Here is a 22996-nt window from a genome sequence, read left to right as displayed (position 1 = left end):
CCGTGACCGCCTACCTTCCTGCCTACCCCGGGCGGGCCCCCATCCCGGGCGTCCCCGGGCGTGACGGCGTCGTCCGGACGGCCCGCCTCGGCCCCGCCACCCTCGAGACCGGAGGGTTCCTGCCCGCGGTCGAGCTCGCCTACGAGACCTGGGGTGTGCTCAACTCCGACGCCTCCAACGCCGTCCTGGTCGAACACGCCCTGACTGGCAGCTCCCACGTGGCCCGGGGCGGGTCGGACGAGGACGGGTGGTGGGACGCGCTCGTCGGTCCCGGCCGCACCGTGGACACCGACCGGTACTTCGTCGTGGCCGCCAATATGCTCGGCGGCTGCTACGGGTCAACCGGCCCCTCAACGCCGGCACCCGACGGCCGGCCCTGGGGCTCGCGCTTTCCCTTTATTACCATCCGTGATTCCGTCCGGGCCGAAGCGCTGCTGGCCGATGAGCTCGGGATCCGCCGCTGGCACTCGGTGCTGGGCGGCTCCATGGGCGGGGCCCGGGCGCTGGAGTGGGCGCTGATGTACCCGGAGCAGGTGGCCCGGTGCGCCGTCATCGCCTGCTCCGCCGCGAGCACGGCCGAGCAGATCGCGTTCGCGCAGGCCCAGCTGCAGGCCATCCGCCTCGATCCGCACTACGCCGGCGGGGACTACTACGGTTCTCCACCGCCGGAGGCCGGCCTGGGGCTCGCCCGGCGCATCGCCCATATCACCTACCGGTCCGAGGCCGAGTTCGCTCTCCGGTTCGGGCGCAGCGCCCAGGGCGCCGAGGCCCCCTTCGGAGGGCAGCGTCCGGCTGACCGCGGACGGTATTCGGTGGAAAGTTACCTCGACCACCAGGCCGCGAAGCTCGTGCAGCGCTTCGACGCCAACAGCTACCTCGTGCTGACCGAGGCGCTGATGAGCCACGACGCCGCACGCGGCCGGGGCGCCCTGCGGCAGGCGCTCGGCGCGGTGACCGCCGAGGTCCTCGTCGCCGCCGTGGATTCGGACCGGCTGTACTTCCCGGAGCAGGCGCACGCCCTCGCGGACGCCCTCCCGGGCCAGGTTCCCGTCCACACCATTTCCTCACCGATCGGCCACGACGCTTTCCTGACCGAGATCGGGCAGCTCGACGCACACCTGCGCGCCCGTTTCTACCCCAGGTAGCGTCCGCAAAAACGCTGGGCGCGCCGGACCGGCCGCCCCTACAGTGGTGCCGAGCACGCCCCGGCGCCGGCCGGCGGCGTCCGCGAGGAAGGACGGTTCATGGACCTGAACAGCATCGGCTGGAACGAGGAAGCCCGCGAGAAGATCCTGTTTGACGCGGACCGTGCGCTGCAGGAGGCGGTGCGGGAGGCGGTGGAGACCCTCGGCGGCCGCAGCAGGGAGGAAGTTTACGAATTCCTCTTCGCCAAGCTCCAGCCGCAGTTCGTCGACTTCCAGCCGGGACCGGACCTCAGCGCCTGTGCCGACGCCGTGGCCCGCGGGGAGGTCTCCCTCGACTCCTAGGCGTCCTGCGGCGCGTCGCCGGCCATCCTGACGAGCCGGGGCGCGGCCACCCTGACAGGATTCAGCGGCGTTCCCACGCTCCGGGCAGCGTCAGCAGCTCCTGGACCGGGACGGGAAGCTCGCCGCGGGCGACGTCGGCGACGCTGGTCGTCTCAAGGACCAGGCGCAGGCTGGCCCGGGTGGCCACCCACACATCGCGCAGGCTGCTGGTGGACTCCGGGTAGGTAACCTGCTCCGGGCTCTCTCCCCGCACCCCGGCCAGGGGACCGTCCACGGACCGGAGAACATCGGCAAGGGTGATTTCCGTCGCCGGCCGGGTCAGGGAATACCCGCCGCCGGATCCGCGGCGGGAGGTGAGCAGGCCCGAACGGCTCAGTTCCCCGAGGATCGATTCAAGGAACTTGGCCGGAATGTGCTGCTGGCTGGCCAGGGCATCCCGGGTGAGCACTTCCTGCTCGCTGCAGGCCAGTTCGATGACGGCCCGGAGGGCGTAGTCGGCGCGCGCTGTCACCTGCATTGACGCCTACCCCCACTGGAAGAGGCAGGCATCAGGAGACCGGCCCCATGCCGCGCCGCGCCCGCACGCCGTTGGACACCCGGGAGAGCACACCGTCGATGAGCATGCCGAGGGCCAGGATGATGATCATGACGGACATCAGGCCGGCGGTGTCGGCGAACTCCCGGTGGAACTGCAGCTGCACGCCCAGTGAGGGCTTGGACGCGATGATGACGAGCAGCTCCCCGGCCATGAGCGAGCGCCAGGCGAAGGCCCAGCCCTGCTTCAGCCCGGAGAGGTAGGCGGGAAGGGCCGCGGGAACCACGACATACCGGTAGAGGCTCAGACCCCGGGCGCCGAGCACCGTCGCGGTGCGGATGAGGGCCTGCGGCACGTCGTCGATGCCGGAGATGATGCCGTTGGCGATGGACGGGGCCGCCCCGAGGATCACCACGAAGAGGATTGCGCTTTCCGAGAGGCCGAAGAGGAGGATCGCGAAGGGGAACCAGGCGATGGACGGCATGGTCTGCAGCCCGGTGATCATCGAGCCGATCGCTGCCCGGAGGGTCCGGGAGAACGAGACGACCAGGCCGATGAAGGTGCCGATGCCGAGGGCCAGGCCGAAGCCGGCCGCCGCGCGGAACATCGTCGTGCCGAGGGCCTGCCAGAACTTGCCGCTGGCTACCATCTCGCCGGTGCGCTGCAGGACGGTCGCCGGGTCGGGCAGGACGTAGCTGGGGCGCCAGCCGCTGAGGTAGACACCTTCCCACAGGAGCAGGGTCATGATCACCGCAAGCAGGGGCGGCCAGCTCCGGCGGACAATGCGGGAGCCGAGGGAGGCGCCGCGCTGGCCCTCCGACCCGGCGGAGCGGCTCCGGCGCGCGGGTGCCGCTGTCTTGCCCACCAGGCGGCCGGCGTCGATGTCGCTCATGGCTCGTTCCTTCCCGAAAGGCGCCGGTGCAGCTCGGCGGCGCGGTCGGCGACGCCGGGGTCTTCCATCCGACGGGGCCGCTGCAGCCCGATCTGGAGTTCGGAGTCGATCCGTCCGGGGTCAGGTGCCATCACCAAAACCCGGTTCCCCAGCCGGGCCGACTCCCGGACGTTGTGCGTGACGAAGACGATCGTCAGCTCCCGTTCGAGCCAGATGCGTTCGGTCTCGTCGTGCATGGCGTCGCGGGTGATCGCATCCAGGGCGGCGAAGGGTTCGTCCATGAGGAGGATCTGGCAGTCCTGGGCGAGCGTGCGGGCGAGGGCGACCCGCTGGCGCATGCCGCCGGACAGCTCGTGCGGGCGCATCGAGCCCGCCCGGGGCAGCCGCACCGTTTCGAGCAGTTCATCGACGCGGGGACCGAACTCCCGGGCCGGCACGCCGGACAGGCGCAGCGCCAGTTCGATGTTTCCCCGCACGGTGAGCCACGGGAAGAGGTTGGCGTCCTGGAACATCATGCCGACCCGGCGGCCGCCCACCTCGATGCTGCCCCGGCTGGGGGAGTCGAGGCCCGCGATGAGGTTCAGCAGGGTCGACTTGCCACACCCGGACTGTCCCAGGAGGCAGACGAAGTCCCCGGCGTCGATGTCCAGGTCGACACTGTCGAGGGCGACGCTTTCACCGGCGGCGCCCCGGAAGTCCTTGCCGACCCCGCGCAGCGAGGTGGCGGTGCGTGCCGTGGTGGCGTCCGGGGCGGGCATCCGGTCCCGTGCGCCGGCTGTTCCCAGGCGCATCACGGCTCCTTCACCCCGGTCAGTCCTCGGTCCTCGAGCACGGTGTTGAGGGGATCAAGTGCGTAGAGGCCCTCGAGCTCGACCTTTTCGAGCAGGCCCACCGACACCGCGTGGCCGGCTCCGGTAACGAGGGTCTCGGGGAGCGGGTCGAAGGTGAACTCGACGTTTCCCCAGGCGGCCTCGAGGTACTCGTCCTTTACCCGCTGCCCGGTGAGCTCCTCGATCTTGTCGTTGAAGATCTTTTGGGCGCCCTCGGGGTCCTCCTCCATGAACGCCAGTGCGTCGAGGTGGCCCTCAAGCACCGCCTGGACCGTGTCGGGGTGCTCTTCGAGGAACTCGGTGCGGACGACCAGGTTGGCGACGACGAACCGCCCGTCCGGCCACAATTCCCCTTCATCGACGAGCAGCCGGCCATCTCCCTCCTCGATGAGGCGGGTCAGCCACGGTTCGGGCACCCAGGCGCCGTCGATGTTCCCGGCCACGAAGGACTGGAGGGCGGCCGAGTTCTCCTGGGGTTTAATGCTGACGTCGCCGCCGCCCTCGGTGTCTGCGGTGAGTCCCTCGCCCTCGAGCCAGGTCCGCAGCGCCACGTCCTGCGTGTTGCCCAGCTGGGGGGTGGCGAGGGTGGCGCCTTCGAGGTCCTCGGCGCTGTCGATCCCCGGCCGCACCACCAGCCCCGCGCCGCCGGAGGCGACACCGGCAAGAACCTTCAGCGCCTTGCCCTGGCTCTGGGTGAAGCCGTTGATGGTGGGGTTGGGGCCGATGACGGTCATGTCGATGGCACCGGAGAACAGGGCCTCAATCGCCTCCGGCCCGGCGCTGAAGGTCTGGGTTCGAAGGTCCACCCCGTCCAGATGCTCGTCGTACAGGCCCTCGGCCTCGGCCACCAAGGCCGGAGCGTGGGTGAGGTTGGGAAAGTACCCGAGCCGGATCTCTTCCGGCCGGTCCTGCCCGCCCGGGTCCGCTGCTCCCGGATCCGAACATCCTGAGAGGAAGGTGATGGTGGCGATGGCAAGGACGCCAATGCGTGCCGATGTGGTTCTCATTCCGACTCTCCCCAGCCGATCGAATCCTAGTAATCCGACAGGCTATGCCGCTTACAAGGGCCGAGGAAGGGAATTCCGAAGGAACAGGTGGAACGCCGATGGGACAGCGTAGGAGGGCATCTCGGGGCAGGTAGTTGGCCTTCAGGCGGGCGCCGCCGCCGGAGCGGACAGGGTCCGGCCGTGCCTACAGGCCCGCGCCGGGCGGCATGGCCGGTCCGAAGATCGTCGAAGCCTCCGGACGTTTGGGGCTGATTCCGTCACCGGAGGAACGGTGGCGCAGGCGCCTCAGGATCCAGGGCATCAGGTATTCCCGCGCCCAGACGACGTCCTCGGTGCGTGCAAGCCGCCAGCTCTTCGGCGGAAGCGGCTTGGCCTGCATCGGTTCGAGGGTGTGGTTCACCGCGAGCGTGTCGAGGACCATCATCGCGATCGTGTGGTGCCCCAAAGGGGAGAAGTGAAGACGGTCCTCGGACCACATCCGCGGATCGGAGAGCTGCCGCAGCGCCCACATGTCGGCGATCACGGCGTCGTGCCGGGCCGCGATGACCCGCAGGTTCTCGTTGAACACGGCGGTCTTCAGGCGCACCTTTCCCAGCACCGTGTCGCGCACGTCGGGCCCGGTGAACAGCACCACCGTCGCACCCTCGCTGCCGAGGGTCTGCACGGCGGAATCGAGCCGTGCGGCGAGCTGATCGGGGTCGGCGCCGGGCCGCAGGAGGTCGTTGCCGCCGGCGGAGATGCTCACGAGGTCCGGCTTGAGGGCCAGTGCCGGCTCCACCTGCTGGTCCACGATCTGCTGCAGCAACCGTCCCCGTACCGCAAGGTTCGCGTAGGAGAAGCTGCCGCAGCCCCGGCTGAGTTCCTCGGCGACCCGGTCGGCCCAGCCGCGGTTTCCTCCGACGCTGTCGGGGTTGGGGTCCCCGATCCCTTCGGTGAAGGAATCACCAAGGGCGACGTACCGCCGCCAGGGGTGGGGGATAGCCTCCCCCTCGACGTGTACGGATTCATCAACTGCAGATACTGCCTGTTTTTCACTCACCCTTTTATCCTGCCAAGTAGGGGGCCGCCTACGCGACCGTAGGTAGCCCCGGTTAAGGCGCCGCGGCTGGGCGGGGCGGGCCGGCCGGGGCGCCCTGCATGCCAGAATTGGGGGATGACGAAAACCGGCCCCGACCCCCTGTCCACGCCCGCCTGGGACCCGGTCACCCTCTGGTCCCGGCCCGAAAGCGAGCGGGCCGGGACCCCGCTTCTTGTGCTTTTTCACGGCTATATGGCCGACGAACGCGATCTCATGGCGCTCGCCGATTACCTGCCCGGGGAGTTCACGGTCGTCTCGGTCCGCGCCCCCTCCGCCGAGGACCAGGGGTACTCCTGGTTCCCGTTGTCCCGGGACGCCGGGTACTCGGTGGAGGCCGTCGTCGAAGCGCTTAAGCCGCTGGTGGAATGGCTCGATGCCATCCGGGCACCGCACCCGAGCGTCAGCCTGCTGGGGTTCTCCATGGGGATGGGCGTTGCCACCTCGCTGCTGCGCCACCGCCCGGGCGACTTCGCCACAGTCGTGGGCCTCTCGGGGTTCGCTGTTCCTCCCGAAGGCCATCCCTTCTTCCAGGACGAGGCGCTGGCGGGCCGTTCGGTGCCCTTCTTCTGGGGCCGGGACCAGGCGGACGAGGTGATCGCCTCCTCGATGGTCGAGTACACGCACCGCTGGGCGACCTCGACCACCCGGCTGACCAAGGTGCTGTACCCCAACATGGGGCACAGCATCAGCCAGCAGGAGCTGGCCCACGTCCGGGAGTTCCTGACGCTGACGGTGCTGAATGCACCGACCGGGGGAACCAGCGGGAGCTGAAGGGCCCGGCGCTCAGCCCGCGACGATCCGCACGCTCTGGCCGTTGACGCTCACGACGTCGCCGGGGTGGAGCTGGCGCCCGCGGCGCTCCTCGATGTCGCCGTTGACCTGGACCAGCCCATTGTCGATCAGGGTCTTCGCCTCGGCTCCGTCCTCGGCCAGCGAGGCGAGCTTCAGCAGCTGTCCCAGCCGGATCATGCCGTCGGAAATTGGAAGTTCGCTGATGCCGGCCGACGCGCCGGGTCCGTTCGGTTCACTGCTCATGACCCAATTCTGCCCGACCGGATGTCGGCACCGGTCCACTAAACTTGACCGGTGACTTCCTCAGCCCCGCTCCCGCCCCTTATCGGCATCCCGGTGGCGCTCGCCGCCGGGACGGCCATCCCCGTCCAGGGGCGCATCAACGGGGCCCTGGGCGCCCGGCTCGACGACGGCGTCGCCGCGGCCCTGGTGAGCTTCGGCACCGGGCTGGTGGTGATGATCCTGATCTCCCTGGTGCTGCCGCGCGGCCGGGCGGGCTTCCGTGCGATCGGCCCCTCGGTGCGCGAGCGCCGGTTCCCGCCGCTGTACCTGGCGGCCGGGGCGATCGGGGCGTTCTTCGTGTTCTCCCAGTCCCTGACCATCAGCCTCATCGGCGTCGCGCTGTTCTCCGTGGCCGCGGTCATGGGCCAGTCCCTGAGCGGACTCGTCGTCGACCGGCTCGGCATCGGCCCCGCCGGCAAGAGATCAGCGACACCAATGCGCATCATCGGCGTCGTGCTGACGGTGGTGTCGGTGATCTGGGCGGTCTCACCCCGGTTCGGTGCGGCGGGGGAGCCCTCGTCCTGGCTGATCCCGGTCCTGCTGCCGGTCGCCGCCGGCATTCTGCTGAGCTTCCAGCAGGCAATGAACGGGACGGCTGCCTTCCACTACGGAACCCCCATCACCGCCACCCTGGTGAACTTCATCGCTGGGACCGTGGTCCTGCTCGCGGCCTGGCTGGCGAAGGTCGCCATCGCCGGGCCCGGCAACGCCCTGCCGTCGGAGTGGTGGTACTACCTGGGCGGGCCCATGGGCTGCGTCTTCATCGGCCTGGGAGCGCTGCTGGTGCGCAGCCTCGGCGTCCTGCTCACGGGCCTTGGCCTGATCGGCGGCCAGCTCGTGGGATCGCTGGCCCTTGACCTGTTCGTTCCGGCACCCGGCAGCGTCGTTGCCTTCGCCACCGTCGCCGGCACCCTCCTGACCCTCGTCGCCATCGTGCTCACAACCCTGCCCTGGCCCCGCGGCGCCGCGGCCGCGGCGGCCCGGCGCCGGCGGATCGGGACGACGGCCGGGCGCACGTAGGACGGGTTCGGCTCCGGTGCCGGTAGGCTTGGAGCCGGACTGTCCCTTCCGGATCGACGGCGAAATCCCGGAAGGATCCGCAGCTTTGCACCCACCATCCCGCGGACCGCACCCAGCGGCCTGCTGACGACCGGAGAACCCCCATGGCGGCACCCAAATCAGCTCTCGACCCAATCATCTCCCTCTCCAAGCGGAGGGGCTTCGTCTTCCAGTCAGGCGAGATCTACGGCGGATCGCGTTCGGCGTGGGACTACGGGCCCCTCGGCGTCGAGCTGAAGGAGAACATCAAGCGCCAATGGTGGCAGTCCATGGTGCGCGGGCGCGAGGACGTCGTCGGCCTCGACTCCGCAGTGATCCTTCCACGCCAGGTGTGGGAGGCCTCGGGTCACGTCGAAGTCTTCAGCGACCCGCTCGTCGAGTGCCTGAACTGCCACAAGCGCTACCGGCAGGACCACCTTGAGGAGGAGTTCGAGGAGAAGAAAGGCCGGGCCCCAGAGAACGGGCTGCTCGACATCACCTGCGCCAACTGCGGCACCAAGGGCCGCTGGACCGAACCGCAGAGCTTCTCCGGGCTGATGAAGACCTACCTCGGCCCCGTCGCCAGCGAGGAGGGAATGCACTACCTGCGCCCCGAGACTGCCCAGGGCATCTTCGTGAACTTCAACAACGTGCTCACCACCTCCCGGCGGAAGCCGCCCTTCGGCATCGGCCAGATCGGCAAGAGCTTCCGCAACGAGATCACCCCGGGCAACTTCATCTTCCGCACCCGCGAGTTCGAGCAGATGGAGATGGAGTTCTTCGTCGAGCCCGGCACGGACGACGAGTGGCACAAGTACTGGATCTCCACCCGCTACGAGTGGTACACCGACCTCGGCATCCGCCCCGAGAACCTGCGCCTCTTCGAGCACCCGCTGGACAAGCTCAGCCACTACTCCAAGGGCACCACGGACATCGAATACCGCTTCGGCTTCTCCGGCTCGGAGTGGGGCGAGCTCGAGGGCATCGCCAACCGCACCGACTTCGACCTCTCGACGCACTCGAAGCACTCCGGGACGGACCTGAGCTACTTCAACCAGGCCACCAATGAGCGCTACACCCCGTACGTGATCGAACCCGCCGCGGGCCTGACCCGCTCCTTCATGGCGTTCCTCGTCGATGCCTACACCGAGGATGAGGCGCCCAACGCCAAGGGCGGCGTAGACAAGCGCACGGTGCTCAAGCTCGATCCGCGCCTTGCCCCGGTCAAGGCGGCGGTACTGCCGCTGAGCCGCAACGAGGACCTCTCGCCCAAGGCCAAGGAGCTGGCGGCGCAGCTGCGGCGGAACTGGAACATCGACTTTGACGACGCCGGGGCGATCGGCCGCCGCTACCGCCGTCAGGACGAGATCGGCACGCCATTCTGCATCACCGTCGACTTCGACACCCTCGACGATCAGGCCGTGACCATCCGCGAACGCGACACCATGGCGCAGGAACGTGTCTCCCTGGACAAGGTCCAGGGCTACCTCGCCGAGCGGATGCTGGGCGCCTGATGGCCCTCGAGTACCGTGCCTGGCAGGACGGCGACGACCTCGAGCTGCTCCAGCTGTGGGGCGGCCCGGAGTCGAGCCCGTCGGAACAGTTCCGCGGCTCCTTCCGGCCCTCCTCGGAGGAACCCTGGAACCGGTGCATCACCGCCCTCGACCAGGGCATTCCGGTCGCGGCGGGGTTCGCCTATGAGACGGCCCTGCACCCGGAGAGGCTGTGGTGCTATGTCGAGGTGGCGGCCGACCACCGCCGCGCCGGGGTGGGCTCGACCCTGCTGACGATGCTGCGCCACGAGGCCGCGGCGTCGCCGTCGGGCGTCACGGCGCTGCGCAGCAAGGTCCAGCCCGGCACCTCGGGGGCGGCTTTCGCGGAGTCCACCGGCTTCACGACCATCCAGCGTTCCCGGGTGATCGTGGTGAAGCCGGGCGCCCTGGCGGCCCCGCGCTTCGAGGACGCCTCCGGGCCACAGCTGGAGGAGGCAGCGACCGGCTCGGTGGAACTCACGCAGGCCGTCGCCGCCTTCTACACGGCCGTCCACGGCTGGGACCGGGCGGAGATGACCCTCGGCCGGGCGCAGAACCTGCTCCTGGCCGACGCGACGGGCGCCGGCGGGGCGGTGGTGCTGCGGGATAAGCCCAAGAGCGACGGCGGGTCCATTGCGGCCTTCGCCGTCAGCTACACGTCGGCCCGCACCGACGCGCCGGCCGACGTGCTGCTCGGGTACGACACGTCCTTGCCCGCATCGGAGCAGGAAGCCGCGGTGGCCAGCCTGCTCGCCATGCTCGTCCACACCTACCCGGTCCAGCTCGAGGTTGACGATTCGATGACGGCACTGGTGAACGTTGTCGAGCCGCTGCTGGCCGCTGGCTCCGCCGTGGAGGCCGCCCCGGCCACCTTCGTCGTCGCCGGCTGACGGCCCGCACCCGGGGAAGCGGGCCGCGTCGGGCGCGGCTCAGCCCCTGCTGTACCGCCCGGTGGCGAGGTCGTGGGCGTCTGCTGCGGCCCGTTCGGTCTCAGTCATGGCACCGCCGCCGAGGTGGGCCGGCTGCCACCACTCACCGGGTGCCGGAACCAGCGGGAAGGTCTCGATGCACCGCTCGATGCCGTCCTGCAGCTCGGCGCGCAGCTTCTCCGTCTCCGCGGCCACATCCGCTCCGGGCGTCTGCCGGATCGGTTCGCTCACGTGGATCCGCACGGGGGACCTCCATGCGCGCCGAAGCGAAAAGCCATGGCCCCGGGTCAGCAGGCGGTGCGATCCCCAGACCGAGACGGGAATGATCGGCACGCCCGCCTCCGCCGCCAGCCGCACGGCCCCGGTCTTGAGCTCGCGCACCGTGTAGCTGCGGCTCACTCCGGCCTCGGGGAGGATGGCGACGTACTCGCCGGCGCGCAGCTTCGCCAGCGCGTCGGCGTAGGCCGCGGCCCCGGCACGGCGGTCGGTGACGACGTGCCCCAGGCCGTACACGATCGGGCCGATCACCGGATGTGATGCCGCCGCCTTGGTGATCATGTACCGCATCTGCACCCGCGCATGCTTCCAGAGGACGAGTTCGGCGAAGGCGAAGTCGAGGTACCCGAAGTGGGTGATGGCCACGACGGCGCCCCTTCCGGGCAGCGCCCGGCGGGAGCGTCCCTGCAGGGGGTCCGGGGCCGGAAGGTTCTCGGTGCCCGTGACGTCAACCCGCAGCCGCAGCGACGAGAAGGTCAGCAGCCCCGCCTGCACCACCGCGCGGTACATCCGGTCGCTCTGCTTCGGTTTCCATCCCATCGTGTTCCTACCCTGTTCCGGTTGGTGGAGGGGCGGCGGTGGTCCCGCGCCCCGGTGACTGTTGCCCGGCCGGCACTCCGCGCCTCAGACTCGAATGGCCAGTGGTTCGTCGGCGGCCAGCAGGGTACGCGCCAGGCGCAGATGCGCCGGCCCGACGCCGGCTCCGGTGTCCGCCGCAAAACGGCTCAGGATGAAGGAAGCCGGAATGCCGTGCCAGCTGCCGACCTTGCGGAACATGAAGTGCCCGGCGTTGCGGACGCTGACATAGTTCACCGAAGCGGCAAGGGGCACGGCGCGCTCGGCGAAGCGGCGGGACTGGCGGGGGCTGGTCCAGCGGTCGGTGTCGCCATGGACGATCAACAGGTGCCGGTCCTTGATGGGGTCCACCGGGGTGTTGCTCTCAAGCCACAGGGCGAGGGCCGCCACGGCGCGGACCTGCGGGTCGTCCGCGGCACAGATCGCGGTGAGCCCTCCCATTGAGTGCCCCACCAGGTAGACCGGAACCCCCGGATGCTGCTGCCGGATGCGCTCGAGGGCCCACCGTGCGTCCTGAAGCGCCGACATCTCGGGGCCGTTCCAGCCGCGCACCCGGTTGCGCAGTGCCATAACGGCCAGGCCATGCGGACCGCCCCGGCGGTGGAGGACCGAGGCGAAGGGGATCATCCGGGAGGGGCTGAGATGCCGGCTGCGCACCGGGTCGAAACTGTGGGCCCGCCCGCCGTGAAGCAGCAGGACGACGGCGGTGACCCCGCCCCGCGGTGCGCGCACCGTCAGGACCGGGTCGGCAGGCACGGCTGCGCGGCCGGGACGCCGCGGCGTCCCGCCCCTTCCTGCACCGTTCCCGCTCATCGCGTCCCCTCCAACTCCTGGCCGCCGCCCTCACCGGAGCGCGCCGGATGCCTTTTCCTCCAACCCTAGGCGGCACCGCCCGGGTGTCCACCCTGCGTAGACTCCGTATGAAAACCTTGCTCTTCCGTAACTTCCGCACCACCAACCGAAGGATGTCCGTGGGTATCAGCCACACTTCGACTGCCGGTTCTTCGGAGCCGACCGCTCCAATGATTGCCACCCGCCGGCGGGCGAATTTCCTCCTGGCGGCTCTCCTCCTCCCGCTGGGGCTGCTGACGGTCGCCGGCATGTGGCTGCTGTGGCCCTCGGGTGACACCTCGGAGATTTCGGTGGCCAACCCCTACGCGACCGCCGAGGGGGTCACGTTCGAGACCGGAACGGTGCAGCGGGCGGCCTTCGAGGACTGCCCGTCCTCCCAGCCGACCGTCGACGCCGGCGGCGAGGCCCTCACCTGCCTGGTCGCCTTCACGGTGCCCGATGCCGGCGGCCCCACGGTGCCCGTCGAGGTGACCCCCGAACTGGCCAAGGCCAGCGCCGTCGAGGCCGGCGACCGGATCCGGTACCTGAACCTCGAGGGGGTCATCCAGGGCGGATCGGCGCCCTATGTCTTCGTCGACTTCGTCCGCACGGTGCCGATCATTGCCCTGACCATCCTCTACGCCGTCGTGGTGGTCGCCGTCGCCCGCTGGCGGGGATTCCGGGCGATGCTCGGGCTGGTCGGGGCGCTGTTCATCCTGGCGCAGTTCATCCTGCCGGGCCTCGTGGAAGGGGCTCCGCCCCTGCTGCTTGGCCTCGTGGGGTCGGTCGCCATCATGATCGGGGTGCTCTACTTCGCCCACGGTTTCTCCGCCCGCACCTCGACGGCGCTGCTCGGCACCATCTTCGGCCTGGGCATCACCGCGGTGCTGGCGGCCTGGGCCACCGGGACGGCCCACCTGACGGGGGTGGGTGACGACAACGCGTACGCGCTGGTCAACTCCTCCGACCAGTTGTCGATCTCCTCGATCATCCTGTGCGGGCTGATCATCTCCGGCCTGGGCGTGCTCAACGACGTCACCATCACCCAGTCCTCGGCGGTCTGGGAGCTCTACGAACTTGCGCCGTCAACCCCCGCACGGCGCCTGTTCGCCGGCGCGATGCGCATCGGCCGCGACCACATCGCCTCGACCGTCTACACGATCGCGTTCGCCTATGCCGGTGCGGCCCTTCCCGTGCTGATCCTTGTCTCGCTCTACGACCGGGCCCTGATCGACACCCTCACCAGCGGCGAGCTCGCGGAGGAGGTGGTGCGCACGCTCGTGGGTTCCATCGGCCTCGTCCTGGCCATCCCGGTCACTACGGCCATCGCCGTCGCAGTGGTGAAGGCCGTCGGCGGACGTGGAACGGGTTCCGCGCCCGTCCCGGCCACCGTTCCGGCGGGCCCGGGCGGCACGCCGGCGCCGGCCCGGCAGTCGGCTTCGCAGGAAGCTTTGCAGGGGACACCGTCGGGGGCCGGGAACGGGCCCGGAGCGGAGCCGGAGGTACCTGCGGGCTCCCGCCGGGCCCGCCGGGAGGCCGAATCCCACTAGCGGAACCGGAGGTACCTGCGGGCTCCCGCCGGGCCCGCCGGGAGGCCGAATCCCACTAGCGGAACCGGAGGTACCTGCGGGCTCCCGCCGGGCCCGCCGGGAGGCCGAATCCCACTAGCGGGACCGCGGCGGCCCCGGAGACGCCGCGCGGCCCCGCCGGGGGCACTGCCGGACCGGGGCCGCCGGAGGGTCGATGTGCCCGATTTGCCCGCTCTTGCGACAATGGAGGGGTGACTGCCGTAACCACCCGGACCGCCGGGCCCGCCCTCCGTTCCGCCGTCCCCGCCGTCGACGCCTCAGCCATCGATGCGCCCGCCGCAGCTGACGCAGTGGCACCAGCAGGTTCCGTCGACCCCGCCACCCGGCTCGACCTTCCTCCGCTGCGCCTTGGCCCGATCACCGTGGACACCCCCGTGATCCTGGCCCCCATGGCGGGCATCACCAACAAGGCGTTCCGCCGGCTGTGCCGTGAATACGGCGGCGGACTGTACGTCTCCGAGATGGTCACCTCGCGGGCGCTGGTCGAACGCAGCCCCGAATCCTGCGGATCATCTCCCACGACGAGGACGAGTCGGTCCGCTCCGTGCAGCTGTACGGGGTGGATCCTGCCACCGTCGGCGCCGCCGTGCGCATCCTCGTCGAGGAGGACCGGGCCGACCACATCGACCTCAACTTCGGCTGCCCGGTGCCCAAGGTGACGCGCCGCGGCGGCGGAGCGGCGCTGCCCTGGAAGCTCGACCTGTTCACGGGCATCGTGCAGACCGCCGTCCGCGAGGCCTCCAAGGGCGGCATCCCGCTCACCATCAAGATGCGCAAGGGCATCGACGAGGACCACCTGACCTTCCTCGAGGCCGGCCGGATCGCCCGCGACAGTGGAGTGGCGGCCGTCGCCCTCCACGGCCGCACCGCCTCGCAGTACTACTCCGGCACGGCCGACTGGTCGGCCATCGCCGAACTGCGCAACGCCCTGCCCGACATCCCGGTCCTGGGCAACGGCGACATCTGGAGCGCCGAGGATGCTGTCCGCATGGTGCGCGAGACCGGCGTCGACGGCGTCGTCATCGGCCGCGGCTGCCAGGGCCGGCCCTGGCTCTTCGGCGACCTCATGAACGCCTTCGAGGGAAGCGCCGAGCGCCACCAGCCGGGCCTGGGCCAGGTCGCCGAGACGGTGTACCGCCACGCCGAGCTGCTCGTCGATGCCTTCGGCAGCGAAATGATGGGCCTGCGGGACATCCGCAAGCACATGGCCTGGTACTTCAAGGGGTACGTCGTTGGGGGCGAACTGCGTGCCAGGCTGGCCACGGTGCCGACGCTTGAGGTGCTGCGGGGCCTGCTCGCCGAGCTCGACGCCGATTCGCCCTATCCGGGCGCCGACGCCGAGGGCCCCCGCGGCCGGGCCGGCTCCCCGAAGAAGACCTCACTGCCGGAGCACTGGCTCCAGTCGCGGCGCCTCAACGAGGCACAGCAGGCCGACATCTCGGCGGCGGAACTGGACGTCTCCGGTGGCTGATTCCCCGGCCGTCCGGCGATCCGCGGCACGCCGCGCCGACTCCGACTCCCGGCCGAAAGGCAGGAAGGGCTCATGAGCTTTCCCTCCGCACCGCTGACGGCGGGCTACGCCGTCGAGGATCTCCACCGGTGGGTCGACGAGCCCGCCAAGAGCTCCCACCGCTCCGATTTCGAACGGGACCGTGCCAGGGTCCTCCACTCCTCGGCGCTCCGGCGCCTTGGCGCCAAGACCCAGGTCGTGGCCCCGGACACCGACGACTTCGTACGGACCCGGCTCACCCACAGCCTCGAGGTCGCCCAGGTCGGCCGCGAGCTCGGCCGCTCCCTGGGCTGCGACCCTGACATCGTCGACGCCGCCTGCCTCGCCCATGACCTCGGCCATCCGCCCTTCGGGCACAACGGCGAGACGGCCCTGAACGAGATCGCCCACGGCATCGGCGGGTTCGAAGGCAACGCCCAGACCCTGCGGCTGCTCACCCGCCTCGAACCGAAGGTCATCCGCCCCGACGGCACGTCGGCGGGCCTGAACCTCACCCGGGCCAGCCTCGACGCCGCCTGCAAGTACCCGTGGACGGCCGCGGACGCCCCGCTCATCAACGGGCACCGCACCTCCAAGTTCGGCGCGTACGACGACGACCTTCCGGTCTTTTCGTGGCTGCGCTCCGGCGCCCCGGCCGGCCGTTCCTGCCTCGAGGCCCAGGTGATGGACCTGGCCGACGACATCTCCTATTCGGTCCACGACGTCGAGGACGCGATCGTCGCCGGGCACCTCCAGCTGCGCTGGATGGACAGCCCCGACGCGCGGGCCCGCGTGGTGGGCTACACCCAGCAGTGGTACCTGCCCGGCAGCGACCCGGCCGCCGTCGATGCGGCCCTCGCGCGGCTCGAGAAGACGGCCGTCTGGGTGCGGGAGGCTGACGGCAGCCGCCGCTCCATGGCCGCGCTGAAGAACATGACCAGCCAGCTGATCGGCCGGTTCTGCTTCAGCGCCCTCGAGGCGACCCGCGCGATTTACGGCACGGACCCGCTTACCCGCTACACGGCGCAGATGGTGGTCCCCGAGGAGACGCAGCTCGAGATCGCCGTCATGAAGGGCCTGGCCACCACCTACGTGATGACCACCGATCACCGGCAGCCGCTCTACGAACGCCAGCGCGAGGTGCTTTCCTCGCTCGTGGCGCAGATGGCCGCCAACGGGGACCGCTACCTCGAACAGTCCTTCGCAGCCGACTGGCAGGCCGCCGGCGACGACGACGCGCGGCTGCGCGTGGTGATCGACCAGGTGGCGTCCCTCACTGACGGTTCGGCGCTTGCCCTGCACGAGAGGATCGTCGGGCCCGTCCCTGCCCTCTGGTAGCGCGGTTCCGGGGCCGCGGCCGCCGCACACCTCTGCGGGGGCGCAGCGGGCCCGCCGGGGCGCCGCCGCAGAAGGTGTCAGTGGCGGGGCCTAAACTGTTGTCATGGCCGGACTCATCAAGCGCGAAGACATCGATGAGGTACGCCAGCGCACCGACATCAAGGAAATCGTCGATGGCTACGTCACCCTCAAGTCCGCGGGCGTGGGTTCCTACAAGGGGCTGTGTCCCTTCCACGACGAACGGTCGCCGTCCTTCCACGTGCGCCCCCAGCTGGGTTCCTACCACTGCTTCGGCTGCGGCGAGGGCGGCGACGTCATCTCGTTCCTCCAGAAGCTCGACCACACCTCCTTCACCGAGACGGTGGAGAAACTCGCCGCACGCCTGGGCCTCGAGCTCCACTACGAGGACGGGGGCACCGGGCCGCGCCGGGAGGACGTCGGCCGGCGCCAGCGCCTCCTCGACGCGCACAAGATCGCCGCGGAGTTCTACCGCGACCAGCTGCTGACCCCCGGGGCGGCCGCCGGACGGCAGTTCCTTCAGGAGCGCGGCTTCGACCGTGAGGCCGCCGCCCACTTCGGGGTGGGCTACGCCCCGCAGGGCTGGGACGGACTGCTGAACCACCTCACCGGGCGGGGCTTCACGCACGACGAGCTCAAGCTCACCGGCATGTTCAGCGTCTCCTCGACGAACGCCTCGCGCCTCTACGACCGCTTCCGCGGCCGGCTGATCTGGCCCATCCGCGACATCACCGGCGACACGGTCGGATTCGGGGCCCGGAAGCTGTACGAGGAGGACCAGGGGCCGAAGTACCTGAACACTCCGGAGACCTCGCTCTACAAGAAGTCGTCGGTCCTGTACGGCATCGACCTCGCCAAGAAGGACATCGCCAGGACCCGCCAGCTGGTGGTCGTCGAGGGGTACACCGATGTGATGGCGTGCCACCTCGCGGGCGTGGGCACCGCCGTCGCGACCTGCGGTACGGCGTTCGGCGCGGACCACATCAAGATCGCCCGCCGGCTGCTCTCCGACGACGGCACCGGGGGAGAGGTCGTCTTCACCTTCGACGGCGATGCCGCCGGGCAGAAGGCCGCCCTGCGGGCCTTCGAGGAGGACCAGCGCTTCATCGCCCAGACTTATGTCGCCGTGGAGCCCTCGGGCGCGGACCCGTGCGACCTGCGCCAGACCCGCGGCGACGAGGCGGTGCGGAGCCTCATCGCCGACCGCCGGCCCCTCTTCGAATTCGCCATCAAGGCCTCGTTCGCCAACTTCGACCTGACCACCGGCGAGGGCCAGGTCAAGGCGCTGCGCCATGCAGCCCCCATCGTTGCGCGCATCCGCGACGTGTCCCTGCGCTCCACCTACACGCGGGAGCTCTCGCGCTGGCTGGGCATGCAGTTCGTGGGGGAGGACCAGGTGGCGCGGGCCGTCTCGGCCGCCGCACGCCGTGAGGGTGCGGCGCCGTCGGCCACTCAAGGGGCCTCGGCGGGCTCCGGGTCCGGGCGTACGGAATCCGGCCGCGCCGGGTACGGCGGGCCCTCCGGCGGCGACCGGCCAGCCTCCCCGGCCGGGGACGCACAAATGGGGTCTCCGGGGTCCGGGCAGGACGGTCTCGCCGCGGAGGGGGTCCTTGACCAGCCTCAGTTCACCCGGCCGGATCCGCGCGATCCCATGGCGCGGATGGAGCGTGAAGCCCTGGAGGTGGTGCTGCAGCAGCCGGGACTGCTCGATGCGACCCAGTGGGAGCGGTTCGGCGACGCCCCGTTCTCGGTGCCCGTCTACGCCGCGCTGCATACCGCCGTGCTCGCTGCGGGAGCCGCCGGGGCCGATGCCGCGCAGTGGGTCGAGCGGGTGCGCCGGGAGGTGCCCGACGTGCTGCGGCCGCTCGTGAGCGAGCTCGCCGTGCGTCCCCTGCCGGCAAAGGACGCCGATGCCATGGCCGTGTACTGCCGGGACATCCTGAACCGGTTGACCGAGCTGCGGATCACCCAGCAGAAGGCCGAGAAACTGGGGCAGCTTCAGCGCATGGATCCGGCCGCCGATCCGGTGCTCTACAACCAGCTGCAGCGTGAGCTGATGGACCTCGAGATGCAGCGCCGGCAGCTCCGGCCGGACTGATCCGGCGCCAATTTCACTTCACCCGGTTTCGTATGTAAAGTTGTATCTGCCGCTTTCCTCCGTAGCTCAATTGGCAGAGCATTCGACTGTTAATCGAAGGGTTACTGGTTCAAGTCCAGTCGGAGGAGCAATCAGGGCCGTTGACGGGTTTTCCCGTCAACGGCCCTTCTTTTTTGGGTCCGGTTCCTGGGTTCGAACCTCCCGGGTTCCCGGTTACCGCAGCGAGGCCAGCGCGGAACGCTCGAGGGCCGCCTCGGCCCGGCCGGCCTGCCGTGCATCCTCGCGGGGTGCGGCTGCTGCGGCACCGGGGCCCTGCTGATGGAGGGTCCTGCGGGCGTAGGGTTGAGCCATGAACTCCCACGGCAGTGTCATCCTCGTCACGGGCGCCACCGGCTACATCGGTGGACGGCTCGTCTCGCGCCTCCTGAACGAAGGCCACACCGTCCGGGTGGTGGTGCGCACGCCCGAAAAGCTCAAGGACGTCCCCTGGGCCGAGCGTGTCGAGGTCGTCCAGGGCGACCTGCAGGATCCTGAGACCATGAAGGCCGCCTGCGAAGGCGTCGACGCCCTCTACTACCTGGTTCACTCAATGGGGTCGGGCCGCGGGTTCGAACGCCGTGAATCATCGATCGCGGCCACTGTGGCTTCCGCTGCGACCTCCGCCGGGGTCGGGCGCATCATCTACCTCGGGGGGCTCCACCCCGACGGGGTGGCCCTGTCGACCCACATGCGTTCGCGCACCGAGGTCGGACGCATCCTGCTCGAGTCGGGCACCCCGACCATCGCCTTCCAGGCCGGCGTCGTCATCGGTTCGGGATCCGCGTCCTTCGAAATGATCCGCCACCTTGCCGACGTCCTTCCCGTGATGCCCGCGCCCAAGTGGGTGCTGAACCGGATCGAGCCCATCGCCGTCCGCGACGTCATCCAGTACCTCATCGGTGCCCTGGGCCTCCCCGCGGGCGTGAACCGGACCTTCGACATCGGTTCACGGGAGGTGCTGACCTACGCCGAGATGATGAACCAGTACGCCGAGGCGGCGGGCCTGCCCCGCCGGACGATCCTGGCCCTGCCCGTACTGACCCCGCGGTTGGCCGGGCACTGGGTGAACCTCGTCACTCCCATTCCGCGGGTGATGGCCATGCCTCTCATCGAGTCGCTCCAGCACGACGCCATCACCGCCGAACACGACATCGACGAGTACATCCCCGTGCCCGACGGCGGACTGACGGGCTACCGCACGGCGGTCGACCTGGCGCTCGGCAAGATGCGCGGCGGCGAGGTCGAAACCAGCTGGGCGGGTGCCTCGAGTTCCGACGCCGTGGCGGACCCGCTGCCGTCGGACCCGCAGTGGGCCGGCCACACCGTCTTCACCGACCTGCAGACCTACCGCTCGTCCGCCCCGGCCGCAGCGCTGTGGAACGTCGTCGAAGGCATCGGCGGCGAGAACGGCTGGTACTCCTGGCCCGTCGCCTGGGCCGCCCGGGGGTGGATGGACAAGCTGGTCGGCGGCGTCGGCCTGCGCCGGGGCCGACGGGACGCCGACGAACTCCTCACCGGCGAAGCGCTCGACTTCTGGCGCGTAGAGGAGCTGGTCAGGGGGGAGCGGCTCCGCCTGCGGGCGGAGATGAAGGTTCCCGGCCGGGCCTGGCTTGAACTGAGCGTCGAACCGGATGGCACCGGAAGCACCTACCGGCAGCGCGCAGTTTTCTTTCCCCGTGGGCTTTCAGGGCGCCTCTACTGGCTCGCGGTGCTGCCCTTCCACAACTTCATCTTCAAACCGATGGCCCGCAACATCGCCCGGGCCGCCGAGGCCCAGGCCGCCCGAACGGCGGACTGAGCGGACCGGGGCGGCGCTCCCGGGCCCTCCGGCCTCCGTCGTGCCGGGAATGTGCGCCCGGCGGCTAGGCCAGCGCGGGCACGCTGCGTGGCCGCACGATCGTCCAGAGGGCCACGATGGCCAGGGTGATGCAGGCGGCCATCACCACCGCCATGGGGGTGGCGCTGTCGATGCCCAGCACGCCCACGATCGGTGAAACGGCACCGGCCAGACCGAAGGTCACTGCCCCGAGGATCGAGGCGGCGGTGCCGGCCTGTGCGCCGTGGTTGAAGAGGGCAAGCACCTGTACACAGGGGAAGACGAATCCGGCGGCCATGATGTAGAACCACAGGGGGACCGCGGTGCCCCACAGGCCCAGCCCCAGCTGGTCGAACGCCAGGATCAGAAGCGACATCACCAGCATGACGACTGTGGCGGCGGCAATCACCCACTGCGGCCCGTATCTCCGCAGCACGCGGGAGCTGATCTGCACGCCGGCGACGATGCCGAGGGAGTTGATCCCGAACAGCAGGCCGTACTGCTGCTCACTGAGCCCGTAGAGGTTCTGGAAGAGGAACGGCGATGCCGACAGGTAGGAAAACAGGCCCGAAAAGTTCATTCCGCCGACCAGCAGCACCCCGAGGAAGATCCGGTCCGTGAGCACCGCGCGGTACCGTTGGAGCGCGGTCGAGCCGGAGCTCTTCCGGCGCTCCGGCGGAAGCGTCTCGATGATGAAGACCGAAACGGCGACAATCACCAGGATCCCGTAGGCGGCCAGGAACCAGAAGATCCCCGGCCAGTCCACCACCACCAGCAGCTGCGACCCGATCACCGGGGCGAAGATCGGGGCCATACCGTTGACGAGGGCCAGGTAGGAGAACATCCGCACCAGTGCATACCCGCTGAACAGGTCGCGGACCGTGGCCAGGGCCACGACGCCGCCGCCCGCGGCACCCACGCCCTGCAGGACGCGGAAGAACATGAGCATGCTGATGTCCATGGACAGCGCTACGCCGATCGACGCTCCGACATGGAGCGAGGTGGCCAGGATCAGCGGCATCCGCCGGCCGACCTTGTCGCTGAGCGGGCCCACGATGAGCTGGCCCACGGCAAGACCGATGATCGTGCCGGTGAGGGTCAGCTGGACCTCGGCTTCCGTGACGTTTAAGTCGCGCTGCAGCGCGGGGAAGGCCGGAAGGTAGAGGTCGATGGTGAAGGGGCCCAGCGCCGTCAGGGCGCCGAGAATGCCAACGTAAATCAGTTTCTCCCTGCGGGAGAGGCTGTCGCCGGGGGAGATCGGGGTGGTCAAGGGATACCTATCGGGACGGGGTGGTTCGGGGTGGCTCGGGCGGCCCCGGTCGTCAGCAACGCTATTCCACCGGGGGATCGAAACGGTAGGGAGGCGCCGCGCTGCGCCGTTTCATGACGTGGGCCGACGGATCGAGGCCGCATCAGGCCCGCCTTTTAGTTGCTGTGGCGAACCAGTGTCTTGGATATCTTAGAACGTCTCCCGGGGAAATGGGTGCTAAGCAGGCTTCCCACTGACGTAGTGTGTTGGGAATGCGGGCAGCGGGCCGGTCCAGCCGGAGCAAGAGCCGTCCGCAAGTACGCAGAGGAAACAATTTACGGCTGACCCTCCTCCCACCGGTGGTAATTTTAGGGTCAGTATCTCTCAGGCAGCAGGATCACGAATGGAGGCAGGGCGTATGAGCAGCTCGGCTAGTACACGCGGCAAGCGGTCAACCGGCTCGCTTTCCCTCTTTGGCATTCTTCGGCTCTTCGCGCGGCTCACCCCACGCCAGCTCAGCGACGAATACTCGCTGGCTCTGGAGCAGATGAAGCAAAAGGGAATCAAGGCCGGGGTCGCGGCTGCGTTCCTCGCCGTCGCTGTGGTCTTTCTCGTCGCCTTCGCGATCTCCCTGCTCGTGGCGGGCATCATGGGCCTCGCGACGATCATGCCGGCCTGGCTCGCCGCCCTGCTGGTTGCCGCGCTGTTCCTCGTCCTCGCGGCGATCATCGGCCTCATCGGTGTCTCGCGCTTCAAGAAGGCCCTCCCGCTGCTGCCCGAGGACGCGATCCGCGGCGTACGGTACGACATCGGTGTCCTGCGCGAAGGCCGGAGCTTCGACCCCGCGACGCTCGACGTCAAGAAGCCCAAGGACGAGCAGGAGGAGGCCGAGAAGGCGCAGGAGCGCAAGCCCAAGGAGCCCACGCCCTCGTACGAAGAACTGCGCGGACGCTCCGGGGAGCGCCGGATCCACATCGCCGAGGCCCGCGATTCGCTGGGGAGCCGCCTCGACGTCAAGAGCCGCTTCGCCGAGAACCGCGAGAAGGTCAGGGCGCGCGCCGCGCAGACCCGCGCGGAGCGCGCCGAACGGAAGGGTACCCCCGTCGCCGCGACCGCCGTCGAGAAGCCCGTTCCGCACACGATCGAGCTCAAGGACCGCTGGCAGCCGTTGAGCGTCCTTGGCGCTTCCCTCGTGGCTTTGGCCGTGATGGTCCGCCGCCTGGCTGCCAAATAGCGGATCGGCCCGGATCTGCCTGCATAATGGCAGTGGAGGCA

At 69.8% G+C, this 22996-nt stretch carries 21 protein-coding genes, 1 tRNA gene and 1 pseudogene; 13 read left to right on the top strand and 10 right to left on the bottom strand.

The window, feature by feature from the left end; all coding sequences use genetic code 11:
* Positions 1 to 2 precede the first annotated feature (2 nt).
* Together metX and GVV86_RS07510 are read left to right on the top strand one after the other, a co-directional pair.
* On the top strand, positions 3 to 1145 hold the full coding sequence (gene metX / locus GVV86_RS07515; RefSeq protein ID WP_425513922.1) for a homoserine O-acetyltransferase MetX: 1143 nt from the start codon (positions 3 to 5) through the stop codon (positions 1143 to 1145).
* Positions 1146 to 1244: 99 nt separating this feature from the next.
* Positions 1245 to 1487, top strand: coding sequence for a hypothetical protein (locus GVV86_RS07510; RefSeq protein WP_159615881.1), 243 nt, complete (start codon positions 1245 to 1247; stop codon positions 1485 to 1487).
* A 61-nt stretch (positions 1488 to 1548) separates the two neighbouring features.
* Here the strand turns inward: GVV86_RS07510 and GVV86_RS07505 are convergent, their stop codons facing one another.
* The 5 genes from GVV86_RS07505 to GVV86_RS07485 all read right to left on the bottom strand — a co-directional run bounded on the left by GVV86_RS07505 (position 1549) and on the right by GVV86_RS07485 (position 5730).
* The gene (locus GVV86_RS07505) at positions 1549 to 2004 is read right to left on the bottom strand and encodes an RrF2 family transcriptional regulator (protein ID WP_159615883.1); all 456 of its coding nucleotides are present in this window, start codon (positions 2002 to 2004) and stop codon (positions 1549 to 1551) included.
* Positions 2005 to 2035: 31 nt separating this feature from the next.
* The gene (locus GVV86_RS07500; RefSeq protein WP_159615885.1) at positions 2036 to 2914 is read right to left on the bottom strand and encodes an ABC transporter permease; all 879 of its coding nucleotides are present in this window, start codon (positions 2912 to 2914) and stop codon (positions 2036 to 2038) included.
* Positions 2911 to 3672, bottom strand: a complete 762-nt coding sequence (locus GVV86_RS07495; RefSeq protein WP_159802475.1) for an ABC transporter ATP-binding protein — start codon at positions 3670 to 3672, stop codon at positions 2911 to 2913. The genes GVV86_RS07500 and GVV86_RS07495 overlap by 4 nt, the downstream gene beginning before the upstream one ends.
* A gap of 32 nt (positions 3673 to 3704) precedes the next feature.
* Positions 3705 to 4751: an ABC transporter substrate-binding protein gene (locus tag GVV86_RS07490; protein WP_159802331.1), complete on the bottom strand. Its 1047-nt coding sequence runs from the start codon at positions 4749 to 4751 to the stop codon at positions 3705 to 3707.
* Positions 4752 to 4935: 184 nt separating this feature from the next.
* Positions 4936 to 5730 carry an SGNH/GDSL hydrolase family protein gene (locus GVV86_RS07485; protein ID WP_159802474.1) on the bottom strand — a complete coding sequence of 265 codons (795 nt, stop codon included), beginning with the start codon at positions 5728 to 5730 and terminating at the stop codon, positions 4936 to 4938.
* Positions 5731 to 5904: 174 nt separating this feature from the next.
* Here GVV86_RS07485 and GVV86_RS07480 point away from each other — a divergent pair, with 174 nt between their 5' ends.
* Entirely contained in the window at positions 5905 to 6600 is a 696-nt protein-coding gene (locus tag GVV86_RS07480; RefSeq protein ID WP_159615891.1) for an alpha/beta hydrolase, read from the top strand.
* 12 nt (positions 6601 to 6612) lie between these two features.
* Here the strand turns inward: GVV86_RS07480 and GVV86_RS07475 are convergent, their stop codons facing one another.
* The gene (locus tag GVV86_RS07475; RefSeq protein ID WP_159615893.1) at positions 6613 to 6864 is read right to left on the bottom strand and encodes an RNA-binding S4 domain-containing protein; all 252 of its coding nucleotides are present in this window, start codon (positions 6862 to 6864) and stop codon (positions 6613 to 6615) included.
* Positions 6865 to 6915: 51 nt separating this feature from the next.
* On the opposite strand from GVV86_RS07475, the gene GVV86_RS07470 reads away from it, so the two are divergent.
* The 3 genes from GVV86_RS07470 to GVV86_RS07460 all read left to right on the top strand — a co-directional run bounded on the left by GVV86_RS07470 (position 6916) and on the right by GVV86_RS07460 (position 10363).
* Positions 6916 to 7923 carry a DMT family transporter gene (locus GVV86_RS07470; protein WP_159802329.1) on the top strand — a complete coding sequence of 336 codons (1008 nt, stop codon included), beginning with the start codon at positions 6916 to 6918 and terminating at the stop codon, positions 7921 to 7923.
* A gap of 143 nt (positions 7924 to 8066) precedes the next feature.
* Entirely contained in the window at positions 8067 to 9455 is a 1389-nt protein-coding gene (locus GVV86_RS07465; RefSeq protein ID WP_159615900.1) for a glycine--tRNA ligase, read from the top strand.
* A complete protein-coding gene (locus GVV86_RS07460) occupies positions 9455 to 10363 on the top strand; it encodes a GNAT family N-acetyltransferase (protein WP_159615901.1) in 909 nt (302 codons plus the stop codon). The genes GVV86_RS07465 and GVV86_RS07460 overlap by 1 nt, the downstream gene beginning before the upstream one ends.
* 39 nt (positions 10364 to 10402) lie before the next feature.
* Here GVV86_RS07460 and GVV86_RS07455 read toward each other — a convergent pair whose 3' ends face one another.
* Complete coding sequence (locus GVV86_RS07455) at positions 10403 to 11218, bottom strand: lysophospholipid acyltransferase family protein (RefSeq protein ID WP_159615902.1); 816 nt, start codon at positions 11216 to 11218, stop codon at positions 10403 to 10405.
* An 84-nt stretch (positions 11219 to 11302) separates the two neighbouring features.
* Positions 11303 to 12067, bottom strand: a complete 765-nt coding sequence (locus GVV86_RS07450) for an alpha/beta hydrolase (protein WP_159802327.1) — start codon at positions 12065 to 12067, stop codon at positions 11303 to 11305.
* Positions 12068 to 12276: 209 nt separating this feature from the next.
* Here GVV86_RS07450 and GVV86_RS07445 point away from each other — a divergent pair, with 209 nt between their 5' ends.
* The 5 genes and pseudogenes from GVV86_RS07445 (at position 12277) to GVV86_RS07425 (ending at position 18745) form a co-directional block, all read left to right on the top strand.
* Positions 12277 to 13635, top strand: coding sequence for a YibE/F family protein (locus GVV86_RS07445; protein ID WP_246669906.1), 1359 nt, complete (start codon positions 12277 to 12279; stop codon positions 13633 to 13635).
* 302 nt (positions 13636 to 13937) lie between these two features.
* A pseudogene (gene dusB, locus GVV86_RS07440) lies at positions 13938 to 15145 on the top strand (tRNA dihydrouridine synthase DusB).
* 72 nt (positions 15146 to 15217) lie between these two features.
* On the top strand, positions 15218 to 16501 hold the full coding sequence (locus GVV86_RS07435; RefSeq protein WP_159615904.1) for a deoxyguanosinetriphosphate triphosphohydrolase: 1284 nt from the start codon (positions 15218 to 15220) through the stop codon (positions 16499 to 16501).
* A 103-nt stretch (positions 16502 to 16604) separates the two neighbouring features.
* Entirely contained in the window at positions 16605 to 18617 is a 2013-nt protein-coding gene (dnaG, locus tag GVV86_RS07430; protein WP_159802325.1) for a DNA primase, read from the top strand.
* Positions 18618 to 18672: 55 nt separating this feature from the next.
* Positions 18673 to 18745 (top strand) — tRNA-Asn (locus GVV86_RS07425).
* Positions 18746 to 18830: 85 nt separating this feature from the next.
* On the opposite strand, the gene GVV86_RS07420 is transcribed toward GVV86_RS07425, so the two are convergent.
* The gene (locus GVV86_RS07420) at positions 18831 to 18968 is read right to left on the bottom strand and encodes a hypothetical protein (RefSeq protein WP_159615907.1); all 138 of its coding nucleotides are present in this window, start codon (positions 18966 to 18968) and stop codon (positions 18831 to 18833) included.
* Between GVV86_RS07420 and GVV86_RS07415 the strand changes: the two genes are divergently transcribed.
* Positions 18967 to 20454 carry an SDR family oxidoreductase gene (locus GVV86_RS07415; RefSeq protein WP_159615909.1) on the top strand — a complete coding sequence of 496 codons (1488 nt, stop codon included), beginning with the start codon at positions 18967 to 18969 and terminating at the stop codon, positions 20452 to 20454. The genes GVV86_RS07420 and GVV86_RS07415 overlap by 2 nt on opposite strands.
* A 64-nt stretch (positions 20455 to 20518) precedes the next feature.
* Here the strand turns inward: GVV86_RS07415 and GVV86_RS07410 are convergent, their stop codons facing one another.
* Positions 20519 to 21742 carry a multidrug effflux MFS transporter gene (locus GVV86_RS07410; RefSeq protein WP_159615911.1) on the bottom strand — a complete coding sequence of 408 codons (1224 nt, stop codon included), beginning with the start codon at positions 21740 to 21742 and terminating at the stop codon, positions 20519 to 20521.
* A gap of 397 nt (positions 21743 to 22139) precedes the next feature.
* Here GVV86_RS07410 and GVV86_RS07405 point away from each other — a divergent pair, with 397 nt between their 5' ends.
* On the top strand, positions 22140 to 22955 hold the full coding sequence (locus tag GVV86_RS07405) for a phage holin family protein (RefSeq protein WP_159615913.1): 816 nt from the start codon (positions 22140 to 22142) through the stop codon (positions 22953 to 22955).
* Positions 22956 to 22996 lie beyond the last annotated feature (41 nt).

The organism is Arthrobacter zhaoguopingii, from assembly GCF_009828595.1.
In the GTDB taxonomy this organism is placed as follows: domain Bacteria; phylum Actinomycetota; class Actinomycetes; order Actinomycetales; family Micrococcaceae; genus Arthrobacter_D; species Arthrobacter_D zhaoguopingii.
The sequence above is the reverse complement of the archived record's forward strand: the minus strand, read 5'-3'. Positions and strand labels throughout refer to the sequence as shown.